Raw genomic sequence first — 17,610 nt, forward strand, 5'->3', positions numbered from 1 at the left:
CGCGGGGGGTTCGGGGGGCGGCAGCCCCCCGTTGCAAGCCACATGGCCAGGGTCACTCCATCTCGATCAGCAGGTCCTTCGCTTCGATCTGCACACCGGGGCTGACATGGATCGCCTTCACCGTGGCCTCGCGGTCGGCATGAAGCCCGGTTTCCATCTTCATCGCCTCGATCGTCAGCAAAAGATCCCCTGCCCTGACCTTTTGCCCCAGACTCACCGCAACGCTCGCGACCGAGCCCGGCATCGGCGCACCGATATGGGCCGGGTTGCCATCGACCGCTTTGGGGCGCGCCGCTGTCTTCGCCTTCACCGCGCGGTTCGGCACCCGGATCGTACGGGGCTGGCCGTTCAGTTCGAAAAAGACCTTCACCTCGCCCGCGTCATCCACTTCGCCCAGCGTCAGGAAGCGGATTTCCAGCGTCTTGCCCGGGTCGATCTCGACCGCGATTTCTTCGCCAGGCTCCATCCCGTAGAAAAACGCCCGCGTCGGCAGGGTGCGCACGGGGCCGTAAACCCGGTGGCGGTTCATGTAATCGAGGAAGACCTTCGGATACATCAGATAGCCGTTCAGATCCTCGTCATCGATCTTCATGCCACCAAGCTCGGCCGAGACCTTCGCGCGGGTCTCTTCCAGATCCACGGGCGGCAGGAGCGCGCCGGGGCGTTCAGTCAGAGGTTTCTCGCCTTTCAGCACCTTTTTCAGGATGCCCTGCGGCCAGCCCTGATAGGGCTGCCCCAGATTGCCCCTGAGCATATCGACAACCGAATCGGGGAAGGCCACATCGGTGCCCGGATCCTCGACCTGGGCGCGGGTCAGACCCTGGGCCACCATCATCAGCGCCATGTCCCCGACCACCTTGGACGAGGGCGTCACTTTGACGATATCGCCGAACATCTGGTTCGCATCGGCATAGGATTGCGCGACCTCGGGCCAGCGGTCTTCCAGGCCAAGCGAACGCGCCTGGGCCTTGAGATTGGTGAACTGGCCCCCGGGCATCTCATGCAGCCAGACCTCCGAGGCCGGCGCCGCCGTACCGCTTTCAAAGGCGGCATATTGCGCGCGGACATGTTCCCAGTAATTCGACATCTCGCGCACGGCACCGATATCAAGACCGGTGTCGCGCTCGGTATGGCGCAGGGCCTCGACGATAGACCCAAGGCAGGGCTGCGAGGTGCCACCCGAAAACGCATCCATCGCCGCGTCAATCGCATCGACGCCCGCATCACAGGCCGCGAGCACCGTCGCCGCCGACGCGCCGGATGTGTCATGGGTGTGGAAATGCACCGGCAGGCCGATCTCCTGCTTCAGGGTCTTGATCAGCACCCTGGCGGCCGCAGGCTTCAGCAGCCCCGCCATATCCTTCAGCCCCAGCACATGGGCGCCGGCGGCTTTCAACTCATTCGCGCGCCCGACATAGTATTTCAGATCATATTTCGACCGGTCAGGGTCGAGCATATCGCCGGTATAGCAGATCGTGCCCTCGCAGAGCTTGTTCGCCTCCAGCACCGCATCCATCGCGACGCGCATGTTTTCGACCCAGTTCAGGCTGTCGAACACGCGGAACACATCGACGCCGGTCTCTGCGGCCTGCTTCACGAAAGACTGGACGACATTGTCCGGGTAATTGGTGTAGCCGACCCCGTTCGAAGCGCGCAGCAGCATCTGCGTCATCAGATTGGGCATCGCGGCCCGCAGGTCGCGCAGACGCTGCCAGGGGCATTCCTGCAGGAAGCGGTAAGCCACATCAAAGGTCGCGCCCCCCCAGCATTCGACCGAGAAGAGCTGCGGCAGATTGGCGGCATAGGCCGGGGCCGCCTTGATCATATCGATCGAGCGCATCCGCGTCGCCAGCAGCGACTGGTGACCATCGCGCATCGTGGTGTCGGTCAAAAGCACCTGGGTCTGCGCCTTCATCCAGTCGGCGACAGCCTGCGGGCCCTTTTGTTCCAGAAGGTTGCGGGTGCCGTAGCTTGCCTGAACATCCCGGACGACCGGTGCTTTCGGCGCCTTCGCCTCGGCCGGTTTGGCGCGGCCATTGGTCTCGGGGTGACCATTGACCGAGATATCGGCGAGATAGGTCAGGATCTTTGTCGCCCGGTCCTGACGCATCTTGAAGCTGAAAAGGTCCGGCGTCGTGTCGATGAACTTCGTCGTATAGGAACTGTCGAGGAAGGTCGGGTGCTTCAGCAGATTGATGACGAATTCGATATTGGTCGCCAGACCGCGGATCCGGAATTCGCGCAGCGCCCGGTCCATCCGTGACAGCGCCTTTTCCGGCGTCTGGGCATGGGCGGTGACCTTCACCAGCAGACTGTCATAATAGCGCGTGATCACGCCGCCCGCATAAGCAGTGCCGCCATCAAGCCGGATGCCGTTGCCGGTGGCCGAGCGATAGGCCGTCAGGCGGCCATAATCCGGAATGAAATTGTTCAGCGGATCTTCGGTCGTCACCCGGCATTGCAGCGCATGGCCGTTCAGCTTCACATCCGCCTGGCTTGCCACCCCGGTCGCTTCGGGAAGCGATTTGCCTTCTTCGATCAGGATCTGGGCCTGAACGATGTCGGTACCGGTGACTTCTTCGGTGACGGTATGTTCGACCTGGACGCGCGGGTTCACCTCGATGAAGTAGAATTCCTGGCTGTCCATATCCATCAGGAATTCGACCGTGCCGGCGCATTCGTAATTGACGTGTTTGCAGATGCGGCGCGCCATTTCGCAGACCGCTTCGCGCTGCTCCTGGCTCAGATAGGGTGCCGGGGCGCGTTCGACCACCTTCTGGTTGCGGCGCTGCACGGTGCAGTCCCGTTCCCACAGGTGCCAGACATTGCCTTGCTTATCGCCAAGGATCTGTACCTCCACATGGCGGGCGCGGAGAATCATTTTCTCCAGATAGCCTTCGCCATTGCCGAAAGCGGCCTCGGCCTCGCGCCGCCCCTCCAGCACCTTGGCCTCAAGCTCATCTTCCGAATTGATCGGCCGCATGCCGCGACCGCCGCCGCCCCAGGAGGCTTTCAGCATCAAAGGATAGCCGACCTCACCCGCCTGTTTGCGAATGAGCGCCATGTCGTCGCCCAGCACCTCGGTCGCCGGGATAACGGGCACACCTGCCTCAACCGCGACCTTGCGGGCCGAGGCCTTGTCGCCAAGCGCGCGCATGGTTTCCGCGCGCGGCCCGATAAAGGTGATGCCCGCGGCGTCACAAGCCTCGACGAAATCGGGGTTTTCCGACAAAAGCCCATAGCCCGGATGGATCGCATCCGCACCCGAGAGCCGTGCGACACGGATGATTTCCGGGATCGAGAGATAGGCGCCGACCGGGCTCATACCCTTGCCAATCAGATAGGCCTCATCTGCCTTGAACCGGTGCAGCGAGAGCTTGTCCTCTTCTGCATAGACGGCGACCGTCTTCTTCCCCATTTCATTGGCAGCACGCATCGCACGGATCGCGATTTCACCGCGATTGGCGATAAGGATTTTGCGAAATTCGGGCATGGCAGACCTCCCCCGGGACTGTTTCTTTGGGGCGCACTCTATGGGCGCTGCACTGCGGCGCAAGGCCGCAGCGCAGAAAACCTGCAAATTTTGCGAAATATGCAGGCACAGTTTGCAGTTGCAAATCTGTTACCGTCCGGACGCCACTGGCCCGGCTGCGCGCCCCGGGGCGGAAATGCGCTGACTGTCAGAAGCGTTCGGGAATATGCCCCGCCAGATCCGGGCGCTTTGCGCGCAGCACTTCAAGGAAATCGCGCTTGCCCAGATGACAGGGGAATAGAAGGATCGTTCGGCCATCCTGCGCGACCAGCTGATATTGCAGCTTTTTCACCCGATGCAGCGCGCCCGGCCCGCCGGGACGCAATCACACCGGGGCGTCAGACCCAGGCTCGTCAGCCCGATCATCAGGGAAAGCAGCGAGAAGAGCAGCGAAAAGCCGCTGAGAAACCGCGATTGCATGGCGCCATCGGCAAGCCACTTTGCACGGCGGCGGTCGCGCCAGGTTTTCCAGATCAGAAACATCATTCCGAAGATGGCCGCGATCACAATCTGGCGAATGATCAATGCTGACATAGTCCCTGACATTTCCCCGCATCCGATCCGGACAGGCTTGCGGGTCCGGGCGGCGGATTTGTGGCATGATGCAGGCAACTGGCCCCTGCCTCGCAATTGCTTGCGCAAAAAGCGTTGATTTGCCGGGCCGTCCGGAACATTCCTTGAACATCCGAAACACGCAGGCTAAATTTGACCTTATGGACCCTTGGGATGATCACGAAGCCTTCGAGGCAGCAGCAGCCCCTGTCCCGCTTTCGCAGCGGGCACTCGCGGCACGTCCGAAACCTTATCTCGACGGGCTGAACCCGGCGCAGCTTGAGGCTGTGCTGACGCTGGACGGGCCGGTCCTGATGCTTGCGGGGGCCGGCACCGGCAAGACCAGGGCGCTGACGGCGCGAATCGTGCATCTGATGCGCGAGGGGCGGGCGCGCAGCAATGAGATCCTTGCGGTGACATTCACCAACAAAGCCGCGCGCGAGATGAAATCCCGCGTCGAGGTGATGAACCAATCCGAAAGCGGCATGCCCTGGATGGGCACCTTCCACTCGCTCAGCGTCAAGATCCTGCGCCGCCATGCGGAACTCGCGGGGCTGAAGCCGAGTTTCACCATTCTCGACACCGACGACCAGCTCAGGCTTTTGAAACAGCTGATCCAAGCCGCGAATATAGATGACAAGCGCTGGCCGCCCCGGATGCTGGCCGGGCTGATCGACACCTGGAAGAACCGCGCCTGGACGCCGGACAAGGTGCCCTCCTCGGAGGCCGGCGCCTACGACAATAAAGGCACCGAGCTCTACGCCCAGTATCAGGACCGGCTGCGCACCCTGAACGCCTGCGATTTCGGCGATCTGCTCTTGCATTGCGTGACGATCTTCCGCGCGCATCCCGACGTTCTGGCACAGTATCAGCGCTGGTTTAAATATATCCTCGTCGATGAATATCAGGATACCAATGTCTGCCAGTATCTCTGGCTGCGGCTGCTGGCGCAGGGCCACCAGAATATCTGCTGTGTCGGCGATGACGATCAGTCGATTTATGGCTGGCGCGGGGCCGAGGTCGGCAATATCCTGAAATTCGAAAAGGATTTCCCCGGCGCGAAGGTGATCCGGCTGGAGCAGAATTACCGCTCCACCCCGCATATCCTCGCAGCAGCCTCGGCGGTGATCCGGGGCAATGCCAACCGGCTTGGCAAGACGCTCTGGACCGAAGCCGAAGAAGGCGAGAAGGTCCGCCTCACCGGCTATTGGGATGGCGAGGAAGAGGCGCGCGCGATCGGCGAAGAGATCGAGGCGCTGGCCCGGGGCACGCGCGGCCATCTGCCGGTCGGTCTGAATTCCCAGGCGATCCTCGTGCGGGCCTCGCATCAGATGCGCGCCTTCGAGGACCGGTTCCTGACCATCGGCCTGCCCTACCGCGTGATTGGCGGCCCGCGCTTTTACGAGCGCCAGGAGATCCGCGACGCGATGGCCTATTTCCGCCTCGCAGTCTCGCCCGAGGATGATCTCGCCTTTGAACGCGTGGTGAATATCCCCAAGCGCGGGCTTGGCCCTAAGGCAACTGCATCGATCCGGACCGAGGGTCAGCGGATCGGCATGAGCCAGCATGAAGGCGCGCGCTCGCTGATCCAGGCGGGCGGCATCGGCGGCAAAGGTGCGGGGCAGCTGCGGCAGTTCATTGAAGGCATCGACCGCTGGCATGAGGCGGTCCTTACCACGCGGCCCGATACGGCCGATCAGGTGATCGAGCCACTCCTGCCCGACACGCCACCCGCAAGCACTTCGGGCCATGTGCGGCTCGCCGAGGTCATTCTGGAAGAATCCGGTTATATCTCGATGTGGCAGAATGCTGAGAAAGATAAGAACCCGGATGCCGAGGGGCGGCTGGAAAACCTCAAGGAACTGGTAAAGGCGCTGGAACAGTTCGACAGCCTGCAGGGCTTTTTGGAACATGTCGCGCTGGTGATGGAGAATGACAGCGAAGAGGCCGCCGAGAAGGTCTCGATCATGACGCTGCACGGGGCCAAGGGGCTGGAATTCCCGGCGGTCTTCCTGCCCGGATGGGAGGAAGGGCTGTTCCCCAGCCAGCGCAGCATGGACGAATCCGGTCAGAAAGGCATCGAGGAAGAACGCCGTCTCGCTTATGTCGGCATCACCCGGGCCGAGGAACTGTGCTATATCTCCTTCGCCTCCAACCGCCGGGTCTATGGGCAATGGCAAAGCCAGATGGCCTCGCGTTTTGTCGATGAGCTTCCGGTGGCGGATGTGAATGTGCTGACACCGCCGGGGCTGATGGGCGGCGGCTATGGCGCGGCGGCGGGTGGCGGTTTTGGGGGCGGCGGCTTTGGTTCGGATGTCGAGGCCCGGGCGACGAAAGCCGATGTCTATAACTCGCCGGGCTGGCGCCGGCTGCAAAGTAATGCCGGCCCGCGCCCGGCCACGCCGCGCCGCCAGGTGACGATTGATCTGGAGGTTCTTGCGGGTTTTTCAGTGGGCGACAGGGTGTTCAATCAGAAATTCGGCTATGGCAGAATTCTCGATATGGAAGCCGATACGCTTGAGGTCGAATTCGAGAAAGCCGGTGTGAAACATGTGAAAGCCGGCTTCGTGACTGCCGCCAGTGCGGATGATGAAGTCCCCTTCTGAGCAGGCATCCCATCACGGGCGCAGCCGGAATTTTCCAAAATTCCGGCCCGATTTCTTTGAAGAAATCGGCGCTCATCTCTGGCGGGCGGCGTGCAGTCTTTCGAGGCCGAAAATGGCAATGCCAGCCATAAGCCCCCAGAACGCCGCTCCGATCCCGAAAGCTGTCATGCCAGATGCACTTACTGCAAGGGTCAGCGTAGCCGAGAAACGCTGATCCGGTGCGGCGCAGGCGGTTGCCAATGCACCAGTCAAAGGACCGAGCAGCGCCAGCGCCACCAGCGTCACCATCACCGCGGCCGGCAGCGCTGTGAGCAGCATCAGGATCATCGGGCTGAACAGACCGAGGCAGATCCAGATCGCCGCATAGACTATCCCCACCTTCCAGCGCCTCGCCGGATCTGAATGCACATCCGGCCCCATACAGATCGCAGCCGTGATCGCTGCCATCGTCACGCTATGGGCCCCGAACAGCCCGGCAAGCGCCGAGAGCCCGCCAGTCACCCCAAGCGCGGGCGAGACCGGCGGCTCGTATCCGGACGCCCGCATCGTCGCAAACCCAGGCAGGTTCTGTGAGGCCATATTCACCAGATAGAGCGGCACCGCGAGGCCGATCAGCACCCCGGGCGAGAATTCCGGGGCGACAAGAACAAGGCCCGGCAGGTGGAAGGTCAGATCCGGCCAGGCCGCCGCTCCGGTGATGACTGTCGCACCGAGCCCCGCGAGCAAGGCCGCCAGCACCGCCATCGGCGCATTGAATAGCCGCACCAGCGCAAAGACCGCAACCATCGGCAGCACAAGACCCGGGCTCTCACCTGCAACCCTTGCCCCTGCCATGGAAAAAGGCAGCAGAACGCCGGCCAGCATCGCCCCCGCAATTCCGTCCGGGATCGCCCGGATCAACCGCCCCAGCGGCCCGATCACCCCGGTCAGCGCCACCAGCAGGCCCGCGATGATAAAGGCGCCTGCCGCCTCGGCCATGTTCACGCCGGCACTGGCTGCGATCAGCGCCGCGCCGGGCGTCGACCAGGCCAGCACCGCCGGTACCCGGTATCGCCAGGACAGAAAGGCCGAACCCGCCGCCTTTGCAAGACAAAGCGCCAGGATCCAGCTCGTGGTCTGGGCCGGGCTCGCCCCCACCGCAGCCGCAGCTGAAAGCACGATTGCGATGCTGGATCCAAAGCCGATCAGCGCTGCGACAAGGGCTGCGGGAAACATCGCTCAGCCCCGCGCGGCGCGACGACACGCTGCAAGGATTAAAACCGGCGGGGACAGGGGCAGAGACGACACGGAGGGGCTCGCTTTCCGTTCAGGATCGGGTCGTTGTTAGCAATCGGCCCGCCTCGCAGCAAGCCGGCTCTCCGCCGGGCCCGTCAGCCGCCCCTGCAAGAACCAGGGCGATATAAGGCCAGAGGCTGATCAAGTGCAGCGGTTTCGCGGATAAGCACCATTGCATCCGGCAATGATCCCTGAATGTCAGAGGAGATTATGGCACCGGGCGATCACCTTGCCTGTCGTCCCGGCGCACAGCCTGGCAGGCCCCGACCAGGGACAGGTCCATCACCAGCTCCGTCACCCCACGCGCGCGCTCTGACATGCGCGCGGCGCCACCTCGTCAAAAAAGGTCCAGGTATTGGCGAAACCAGGCTGCGAGATGCCCAGCTCTGCCCGGCTCTGGTCGTTGCGCGAAAAGACCGAATGGCTGTGCTTGACCCGCAAAAGCAGCTCTTCCAGGATCAGCCCCGCCACCGGATCGGCCGCCGCATAGCTCAGCGCCAGCGCATTGGTGTTGAGCAAAAGATCCGTGCCGCCAAGGCTGTAGCGGTCCATGCCGCGAAAGCCATTCTTTGTTTGCGCCTCTGAGCCGGGATAGACCGCATTGGTCTCAAGCCCCTCAATAGCGCGCTCGCCCTCATAGATCTTCATCATATTGGCGTAGAAATAGCCGATGCCGCCGATCAGGCGCTGCGCCTCGTTCCGGCCATGATCGAGGAAGGTCTGCAGGCTCGAGATCAGCCAGCGCGTGCTGAGTTCCGCCGCGAGATTCTTCCCCTCCTCACGCCAGATGCGGTGGAAGAGATCACGGGCCTTGTCGGTCAGCTGGGTGTCGCGGCGCAGGTACGAGATCGTCAGTCCCAGCGTCCAGGCCAGTTCGCTGCGACCACGAAAGTGATAACGCAGAATATCGGCCTGGTCGCGCATATCGCTGCGGCCGACCTGGGGCATTTCGGCGTCAGCGGGCATCTCTCCTGCGCCAAGTGCGGCAAGGTCAGTCTCGGGAGCCGGCAGAATATCAGCGACCTGCTCCGGGGCACCCACCCGCTCTGCCGCCCGGCGGGCAAGGGCGGAAAGCCCTGGCACATCCGGCGGCGGCGCGGGCGGCCAGGCCGGGTCCTCTCCCCCGCATGCCCCGGCCTGATCCGCCGCAAGCAGCCGCTCTTTATAAACCGGCAGGAGTTTGGAATTGTCGGCAAAACGGTTGAGCCGTTCCAGCCGCGCCAGCGTTGCGGCGGGCAGTGACAGGTTTTGCACCATCGCCGAACAGTCAAACCCCTGTGGCAGCGCCTGGAACCCGGCATAGGATAAAAGCCGCGTCACCCCATGGTCCGGCGCGCGGCGATACTCTTCAATGAACACTGTCCCGGGAAAGGTCTCTTCCAGTTTTGCCGTCAGATCTTCCCAGCGGAAATCCCTGACCGCTGCCGAGAAATCCTCAAAGCGCGAGAATTTGGCCTGATACCGCAGATGCTGAGCATAGCAGCTGCGCAGCCATTCCGTTTCGTCGCGGCAAAAAAAGACGAAAACCGGCCGGTGGCGCGCAAAAATCCGCGACATGATGCGGATGTTTTTCACCAGTGTCGGATAGACCTGCGTGGTATTGGTGCGGCCGAACAGATCGCCGGCGAAATCCTCTTGCGAAAGGATGGTGACCGGGCTTTGGCTTTTGCCGATCTCATGGTTAAGCCGGGTCAGAAGCCCCCTGGCCGCATCGAAATCTTTGGCGGCCAGAGCCTTGCCGGCCTGCGATGGCAGCGGCCCGGCAAGGGTCGAAACCCCGGCTGACAGCAAAAGCGCGGTATTCTGCCACAGCATATTCTGGATCGCCGTGGATCCGGTCTTATGCGGGCCAAGATGAACAATCAGCGAAGATTGCGCGGGAAGGACAGACGGAACTGGCACGATACTCACAACTGGAGCGGAACGGGTTACAGCGGGGCACAAAAGACAAAACAGGGCAGACAGGACCGACACTGGCGGGAAACAACCGCCCTGGCCGGCTATTCAGGTCTTCAAAACACAGATCTTCTGCGAATCGCAAAAGATTAACAAAAGATTAACCCACCCCGCTGAAAGCAGTGACTCCTCTTTGCAGACCTGGTTAATTGCCACCCGTCCTGTGCCACAGCCCGCGCACCTCCGAACCACTTGCGAGGCTCGTGAAACAATGGCTTATCCGGTCAGGACGAGGAGGAAGCGCATGGACCAGGATTTCATCATCATCGGCGGCGGGATCGCGGGGATCTCGCTTGCAGCCAGGCTGGCCCCGGCCGGGCGGGTGCTGCTTCTTGAGGCCGAGGATCAGCTGGCGCATCACGCCTCGGGCCGCTCGGCCGCGCTTTATGAGCCGAATTACGGCCCGCCGGCGGTGGTCGCGCTGTCGAAAGCCTCGGAGCCGCATTTCCGCGCAACGGCGAATATAATAACCCCGCGCGGTCTTCTGATGGTCGCAGTCCCCGGCGAGGAAGATGCGTTTAAAACCGAAGCGCATGATATGGAAATGACGCAGATCCCGCCGGATGAGGCGAGACCAATGGTGCCGATCCTGAGGCCGGGCCGCATCACCCTCGCGGCGCATTCCACCTCCGCAGAGGATATTGACACCGACCTGCTCCTGCAGAATTTCGCCCGTGAGGCCAGGGCGGCGGGGGCTCAGATCCGCGTCAAAGCGCGGGTGACCGCTATCCGGCGCGAGCGCAGCGGCTGGCATGTCAGCTGGCAGGGCGGCGAGGCGCAGGCGCAGGTGCTGATCAATGCCGCCGGCGCCTGGGTCGATGAGGTCGCGACACTGGCGGGAATCGCGCCCCTCGGCTTCAGGCCGCTGCGCCGTTCCATGGCGCGGATCCCGGCGCCTTCGGGGGTGGATGTGACCCGCTGGCCGATGGTCTTCGGCCCCAAAGAGACCTGGTATATGAAGCCCGATGCCGGCGCGCTGATTGTTTCGCCGGCCGAAGAAGACCCGGTTGATGCCCCGCATGATGCCTGGGCCGATGATATGGTGCTGGCCGAGGGCCTTGCGCGTTATGAGGATTGCGTGACCGAGCCGGTGACGCGGCTCCTCGCAAGCTGGGCGGGGCTGCGGACCTTTTCGCCCGACCGTCAGCCCGTGATCGGCTTTGCGCCAAAGCAGGCGGGGTTCTTCTGGCTGGCGGGCCAGGGCGGCTATGGCTTCCAGACCTGCCCGGCGGCGAGCCAGCTCGCGGCCGCGCTGATCCTTGGGCAAAGACCGGATCTTGCGCCCGGCCTGGTCGCCGCGCTCGCCCCCGCACGCTTTGCGTAAGAAAGGCCCGCCCAAGGGTAAAATGACCCCGTGACAGCCCGGCCCGGATCGGCGACGATCCGCGCCATGACCCGTATCCTGATCGCACTCGCCCTGAGCCTGACCCTCGCCGCCTGTGGTGGCACCGGGTCGCAAGACCGACCCGCCGCGCGGCCATCCGCCCCAATTGCGTCAAACGTCGTGACCGCGCCGAATTTCGGTGATGCAAAGCCGGTCACCGGCTGGGGCGGCAAACCCCCTCAGGGCTATGCCGTGCATGGGATAGACGTCGCGCGCTACCAGACTGAGGTCGACTGGGCGACCGCGCGCGCCAATGGCGTCAATTTCGCCTTCATCAAGGCAACCGAAGGCGGCGACCGGGTCGATCCGATGTTCGAAGAGCACTGGCGCGGTGCCGGTCGCGCCGGTGTGCGGCGTGGCGCCTATCACTTCTTCTACCACTGCCGTTCGGCAGAGGAACAGGCGCGCTGGTTCATCCGCCATGTGCCGAAAGTGGCAGGCGGTTTGCCCCCGGTCCTCGATATGGAATGGACCCCCTTCTCGCCGACCTGCACCATCCGCCGCGATCCTTCGGTGATCCGCGAGGATGCCCGCATCTTCATCGATATCCTGACCCGGCATTACGGGCAGAAACCGATCCTCTATACCTCGATCGACTTTTTCGAAGACAATCAGATGTGGAAGGTGACCGGGGCCGATTTCTGGCTGCGTGCGGTCGCGAAACACCCGCAGGACCTGTATGCCGGACATCACTGGCTGTTCTGGCAATATACCTCGACAGGATTGATCCCCGGTATCAAGGGTGAGGTCGACATCAATGTCTATGAGGGCAATGCCTCGCAGTGGAACGCCTGGCTGGCCGCGCGCGCGCCGTAACGTGGGGCAAGGCGGGGGCCAGCCCCCGCACCCCCGGATATTTGAGGACAGATGAAAAGGCCGCCCTTTGCAAAGAGGGCGGCGCTTTTGTTTTCATCTGTCTGAAAATATCCCGGGGCCCGGGGCAGAGCCCCGGACACCAGTCCAAATGCTCAGCCGTCGACGCGGATGCGGAGATTGGCCGGGTCATGCGGGCTGTCTTCAACCACAACCGCATCCCATTCTTTCAACAGCATTTTCACCTTCAGCTTCGTGCCGACCTCGGCCAGATCCGGGCGGACATAACCCATGCCGATCTGCTTGCCGAAGACCACCGACCAGCCGCCCGAGGTCAGGCGCCCGATTTTCTCGCCATTCAGAAGCAGCGCCTCCTTGCCCCATGGATCAGTGTCCGCCGGCCCGTCGATCAGTACGGTCACGCATTTCGCACGGATGCCTGTCTCGAGCATCGCCTGTTTGCCGCGGAACTCTTTCGACAGATCGACAAAGCGCGGCAGATCCGCCTCGAGCGGCGTGGCGTCGCGGCCAAGCTCGGTCCCGAAAGCGCGGTAGCTCTTTTCCTGGCGCAGCCAGTTTTGCGCGCGGGCGCCGACCGGGGTCAGGCCGTGTTTTTTGCCTGCCTCAAGCAGCAAATCCCAGAGATAGCGGCCGAATTCGATCGGGTAATGCAGTTCCCAGCCCAGCTCGCCGGTATAGGCGACCCGGATCGCGCGGATCGGGCACATGCCGAGCTCGATATCGCGGCAGGAGAGCCAGGGGAAGCGCTTGTTCGAAAGCACAGTGTCCGGGTTTGCGTCTTTGACGATCTCATTAAGGATAGCGCGCGAGGTTGGGCCAGCCAGTGCGAAGACACCCCATTGCGTGGTGATGTCATGGATGTCGATATGACCGCCGCCGGCTGCGATGAAGTCTTCGGCTGCTTTATGCAGAAAATCAGCGTCATAGGCCGTCCAGGCCCCGGCGGAGATCAGGTAATATTCATCCTCGGCCAGACGCACGATGGTATATTCGGTGCGGGTGGTGCCGGCCTCGGTCAGCGCATAGGTCAGATTGATGCGACCAACTTTCGGCAGTTTGTTGCAGGTGAAATGGTCGAGGAAGGCGGTTGCGCCCGGGCCCCGCACGAGATGCTTGGTGAAGGCCGAGGCATCGATGATGCCGCAGGTTTCGCGCACGGATCTCGCTTCGCGTTCAGCGAATTCCCACCAGGCGCCGCGACGGAAGCTGCGGGAATTGTGATCGAAATCAGCGGGTGCATCGACCGGGCCATAATAGTTCGGGCGTTCCCAGCCGTTCACCTGACCCATCTGCGCGCCAAGCGCGAGCTGGCGGTCATAGGCGGGCGCGGTGCGCAGCGGGCGCGCCGCTTCGCGCTCCTCATCCGGGTGGTGAAGGATGAAGACATGCTCATAGCATTCCTCATTCTTCTTCACCGCATATTCGGTGGTCATCCAGGACCCGTAGCGCTTAGGATCAAGCGACGCCATGTCGATCTCGGCCTCGCCCTGGACCATCATCTGGGCGAGGTAATAGCCGGTGCCGCCTGCCGCCGTGATCCCAAACGAGAAGCCCTCTGCCAGCCACATATTGCGCAGGCCCGGCGCCGGGCCGACCAGCGGGTTACCATCCGGCGTATAGCAGATCGGTCCGTTGAAATCGTCTTTCAGACCAACGACTTCCGAAGACGGCAGCCGATGGATCATCGACATATATTCCGCCTCGATCCGCTCAAGATCCAGCGGGAAGAGATCGGCGCGGAAGCTGTCGGGCACGCCGTAGGGGAAGCGTGCGGGTGCGCCGCGCTCATAGGGGCCAAGGATCCAGCCGCCGCGTTCTTCGCGGACATACCATTTCGCATCGGCATCGCGCAGCACCGGGTGCTCGGGGTTGCCGGCGGCGCGGTAAGCGACCAGCGCCGGGTCGGGCTCGGTCACGATGAACTGATGTTCGACCGGGATCGCGGGGATCTTGATGCCGAGCAGTTTCGCGGTGCGCTGCGAATGGTTGCCGGTCGCGGTCACGACATGTTCAGCATGGATCTCGAACTTCTCTTCGGTTGGCACCAGGTTGCCACCGACATCGGCCATACGGGTGACCGAAACGATCCATTCCGAACCCGTCCAGCGATAGCCGTCGACCTGGATCTTGCGCTCAATCGTCACGCCCAGCTGGCGCGCGCCCTTGGCCATGGCCTGGGTCACATCGGCGGGGTTGATATAGCCGTCCTGCGGGTGGAAGAGCGCGCCTTTCAGATCATCGGTCCGCAGGAGCGGCCAGCGCTCTTTCATCTGCGAAGGTGTCAGGAATTCATGGTAGACGCCTGCGGTCTCGGCGACCGAGGAATAGAGCATATATTCATCCATCCGGTCATCGGTCTGCGCCATACGCAGGTTGCCACAGATGGAAAAGCCCGCATTAAGGCCGGTTTCAGCCTCCAGCCGCTTATAGAAATCGACCGAGTATTTATGGATATGGGTGGTCGCATAGCCCATGTTGAACAAAGGCAGCAGGCCGGCCGCGTGCCAGGTCGAACCGGAGGTCAGCTCGTCGCGTTCGACCAGCATCGTCTCCCAGCCCGCCTTTTGCAGGTGATAGGCAATCGAAGTGCCAACGGCACCGCCGCCAACGACGAGGGCTTTGACATGGGTTTTCATCTGGGCTTCTCCGGCGGGATGATCTTGGCGGAATATCGTGGATCATTACTGCCAGAGCGGCAGAAGACAGGGCTGCACCGCACGACCCATAGCGTCAAAAAGCGACATCAGCGCAGTTCGCGGGACTGCGGGCCGTCCCTTGTGGGGGCCTGGTGCAGGCCTCGCGTGATTGCGAAGCGCGCGCGGAGGCGGCGCGATGACATAGGCGCCCCCGGGCGGTGATAGATCCGCCGGCCCTGAAAGGATCATTCTTTCCGACGCCCCGCCGGACCGTGTCGCGGCATCTTTCATCAAGGCCTGGCGGCGCGTGTCCAGCCCATTGACGGAAAGCGCCTTGCCATCCGACCCTGATACATTCCGGCGGGTCCAGCCCTCCGGTGCCTCGGGGAACATATCGGCCAGTGCGGTCACGCCCCTGCCGGACATATTGGTCAAAGGTGACCTGATCACGCCCCTCCTCCAGACTGGCCTGATTGGTCTTCTGAAAGCTGACCCACAGCCAGGCGGTCAGGGCCACCGCCGGCAGCATGATGCCGACCCGTAAATTCACTGAACGCATTGCACACCTGCAGAGCCGTCGGGCACCATGCCGTCCGGCCCCGGGGGACTTCAGAAATCGGACAGGTCTCGGGCAATGGCCCGGCAGTTTTCAGCCAGATGCCGCGCTTTCCTGCAAGCCTGCCGGCCTCAGCCCTGCCGGGATGCGGGCCTGATCCGGGCCAGAAGTCCCGGGACTATCCCCGCCAGCGCGAAGAGCCCCGCCGCCGCGACGATGACAGAAGGCCCTGCCGGCGTGTCCTGCCAGAGCGAGAGTTGCAGCCCCAGAAAGACCGAGACCACGCCAAAGCCCACCGCCAGCACCGCCATCGCCTCGGGTCCGCGCGCCAGCCAGCGCGCGCTGGCCGCCGGGATGATCAGCATGGCCGCAATCAAAAGCGCGCCCACCAGCTTCAGCGCCACCGCAACCACCACCGCCAGCGCCACGACCAGCACCAGCCGTTCCCGCGCGGGGTTAAGGCCCGAAGCATGGGCGAGATCCTCGTTCAGCGTCGTGGTCAGAAGCGCCTGCCAGCGCCAGGCGATCAGCGCCGCCACAAGCCCCGCGCCGATCCATATCCAAGCCAGGTCGCCAGAGCCAACCGCGAGGATATCACCGAAAAGCCAGGACGACAGATCGCTGCGCACGGTCGGGAAATAGCTGACCGCCACCAGGCCAAAGGCCAGCGCGGAATGCGACAGCACGCCCAGCACCGTATCCATCGCCCAGCCCCGGACCGCCAGCGCCGCCACCGTCACCGCCATCGCAAGCGCCACGACCAGGGTGCCAAGGCTTACCGGCAGATCCACCGCCAGCGCCAGCGCCACGCCAAGGATCGCCGCATGCGCGGTCGCATCGCCGAAATAGGCCATGCGCCGCCAGATGACGAAACAGCCAAGCGGGCCGGTCGCAAGCGAAAGCCCTGCCCCCGCAAGCGTCGCGCGGGTCACCAGATCGTCAAACATGCGGGGCGTTTCCGTGATTGTGGTGGTGATGGTCGTGATCATGGCCGCAGTGATGATCCTGCGGCCCGTTATGATCGTGATCGTGTTCATGGCGATAGAGCGCCAGTGCTCCATGGGTGCCCATGCCGAAAAGCGCGCGATATTCCGGCGCGGTCGAGACCACCTGCGGCGTGCCCTGGCAACAGATATGACCGTTGAGGCAGATCACCCGGTCGCTCGCCGCCATCACGACATGCAGATCATGGCTGACCATCAGGACAGCAGCACCGGTCCCGGCCCGCACCTCCTCGATCAGCCGGTAAAACGCCGCCTCACCCGGCTGATCCAGGCCCTGGGTCGGTTCATCGAGAATGAGGAGCTGCGGGTTGGACAGAAGCGCCCGAGCCAGCAGCGCCCGCTGCATCTGCCCGCCCGACAGCGCGGCCATCTGCAAGCCCCCCTTGCCGTCCAGCCCGACCTGGGCCAGCGCGGCTGCGGCGCGCGCATCGGTCACACGCGCGGGCAGCGACAGAAAACGGCGCAGGCTCAGCGGCATCGTCCGCTCGATCACCAGCCGCTGCGGCACATAGCCGATCCGGAGCCCAGGCGCGCGGGTGATACTGCCCTTGCTCAGCGGCAGAATGCCAAGAAGCGCGCGCAGGAGCGTCGATTTCCCCGAACCGTTCGGGCCAAGAATGGTGACGATCTCGCCAGGCTCGACGCCAAGCGAAATGTCATGCAGCACCTCATCGCCGCCAAAACGGATGCAGATACCGGTCGCGCTGAGCAGGCTGCCCGCGTTCACGCCGCCTGCTCCTGACAGCTGGGGCAAAGGCCGAGCGCCTCGACGGTCGAGCGTTCAACGCGAAAGCCAAGAAGGCCGGCCGCAGAGTCCAGCGCCTCGCGCACCGTCGCTGCCGGGGCCTCGGCCACCGTGTTGCAGAGGCGGCAAATCAGGAAAGCGGGCGCATGGGCCTCCCCGGGATGCATACAGGCGGTAAATGCGTTCAGACGCCGCACCCGATGGGCAAGCCCTTGTTCAACAAGGAATTCCAGCGCCCGGTACGCCACCGGCGGCTGGTTGCCATAGCCCTCGGCCGCGAGACGCTTGAGCACATCATAGGCCCCCATGGCGCGATGTTCCTCAAGCAGGATCTCCAGAACCCGCCGCCGCACCGGCGTCAGCCGCGCACCGCTGAGGGCAACCAGCCCATCGGCGCGTTCCAGCACATCCTGGGCGCAATGGGCATGATCATGGCGGGCAAAGGCCGCAGCCGGCTCCTGGCAGGCCGGACAATCTGATGCGTGATCATGCGCCATATTGGCCCCTTGACGTGTTATGGTATTACATAC

Annotated in this window: 13 protein-coding genes; 3 read left to right on the forward strand and 10 right to left on the reverse strand. The window is 63.3% G+C overall.

What is annotated here, in order from left to right; all coding sequences use genetic code 11:
• Positions 1–52: 52 nt before the first annotated feature.
• From AC4FS3_RS14275 to AC4FS3_RS14285, 3 genes are all read right to left on the reverse strand, one after another.
• On the reverse strand, positions 53–3,493 hold the full coding sequence (locus AC4FS3_RS14275) for a pyruvate carboxylase (protein WP_491021128.1): 3,441 nt from the start codon (positions 3,491–3,493) through the stop codon (positions 53–55).
• A 187-nt stretch (positions 3,494–3,680) separates the two neighbouring features.
• Complete coding sequence (locus AC4FS3_RS14280; RefSeq protein WP_491021129.1) at positions 3,681–3,824, reverse strand: hypothetical protein; 144 nt, start codon at positions 3,822–3,824, stop codon at positions 3,681–3,683.
• Entirely contained in the window at positions 3,821–4,066 is a 246-nt protein-coding gene (locus AC4FS3_RS14285; RefSeq protein ID WP_491021130.1) for a hypothetical protein, read from the reverse strand. Before AC4FS3_RS14285 ends, AC4FS3_RS14280 begins: the two co-directional genes overlap by 4 nt.
• Positions 4,067–4,245: 179 nt before the next feature.
• Between AC4FS3_RS14285 and AC4FS3_RS14290 the strand changes: the two genes are divergently transcribed.
• Entirely contained in the window at positions 4,246–6,690 is a 2,445-nt protein-coding gene (locus AC4FS3_RS14290) for an ATP-dependent helicase (RefSeq protein WP_491021228.1), read from the forward strand.
• 72 nt (positions 6,691–6,762) lie between these two features.
• On the opposite strand, the gene AC4FS3_RS14295 is transcribed toward AC4FS3_RS14290, so the two are convergent.
• A complete protein-coding gene (locus tag AC4FS3_RS14295) occupies positions 6,763–7,905 on the reverse strand; it encodes a benzoate/H(+) symporter BenE family transporter (RefSeq protein WP_491021131.1) in 1,143 nt (380 codons plus the stop codon).
• Between the two features lie 354 nt (positions 7,906–8,259).
• Positions 8,260–9,867: a hypothetical protein gene (locus tag AC4FS3_RS14300; protein ID WP_491021132.1), complete on the reverse strand. Its 1,608-nt coding sequence runs from the start codon at positions 9,865–9,867 to the stop codon at positions 8,260–8,262.
• 298 nt (positions 9,868–10,165) lie between these two features.
• On the opposite strand from AC4FS3_RS14300, the gene AC4FS3_RS14305 reads away from it, so the two are divergent.
• Entirely contained in the window at positions 10,166–11,245 is a 1,080-nt protein-coding gene (locus tag AC4FS3_RS14305; protein WP_491021133.1) for an NAD(P)/FAD-dependent oxidoreductase, read from the forward strand.
• 66 nt (positions 11,246–11,311) lie between these two features.
• Positions 11,312–12,121 (forward strand): glycoside hydrolase family 25 protein, encoded by an 810-nt coding sequence (locus AC4FS3_RS14310; protein ID WP_491021229.1) that lies wholly within the window; start codon positions 11,312–11,314, stop codon positions 12,119–12,121.
• A gap of 152 nt (positions 12,122–12,273) precedes the next feature.
• Here AC4FS3_RS14310 and AC4FS3_RS14315 read toward each other — a convergent pair whose 3' ends face one another.
• The 5 genes from AC4FS3_RS14315 to AC4FS3_RS14335 form a co-directional block, all read right to left on the reverse strand.
• On the reverse strand, positions 12,274–14,775 hold the full coding sequence (locus AC4FS3_RS14315; RefSeq protein ID WP_491021134.1) for a GcvT family protein: 2,502 nt from the start codon (positions 14,773–14,775) through the stop codon (positions 12,274–12,276).
• A 45-nt stretch (positions 14,776–14,820) separates the two neighbouring features.
• Complete coding sequence (locus AC4FS3_RS14320) at positions 14,821–15,225, reverse strand: hypothetical protein (RefSeq protein ID WP_491021135.1); 405 nt, start codon at positions 15,223–15,225, stop codon at positions 14,821–14,823.
• A 237-nt stretch (positions 15,226–15,462) separates the two neighbouring features.
• Positions 15,463–16,278 (reverse strand): metal ABC transporter permease, encoded by an 816-nt coding sequence (locus AC4FS3_RS14325; protein WP_491021230.1) that lies wholly within the window; start codon positions 16,276–16,278, stop codon positions 15,463–15,465.
• Positions 16,271–17,062 (reverse strand): ATP-binding cassette domain-containing protein, encoded by a 792-nt coding sequence (locus AC4FS3_RS14330; RefSeq protein WP_491021136.1) that lies wholly within the window; start codon positions 17,060–17,062, stop codon positions 16,271–16,273. The genes AC4FS3_RS14325 and AC4FS3_RS14330 overlap by 8 nt, the downstream gene beginning before the upstream one ends.
• A complete protein-coding gene (locus tag AC4FS3_RS14335) occupies positions 17,059–17,577 on the reverse strand; it encodes a transcriptional repressor (RefSeq protein WP_283178397.1) in 519 nt (172 codons plus the stop codon). The genes AC4FS3_RS14330 and AC4FS3_RS14335 overlap by 4 nt, the downstream gene beginning before the upstream one ends.
• Positions 17,578–17,610: the final 33 nt, after the last annotated feature.

It is taken from the genome of Pseudogemmobacter sp. TB195 (assembly GCF_058313095.1).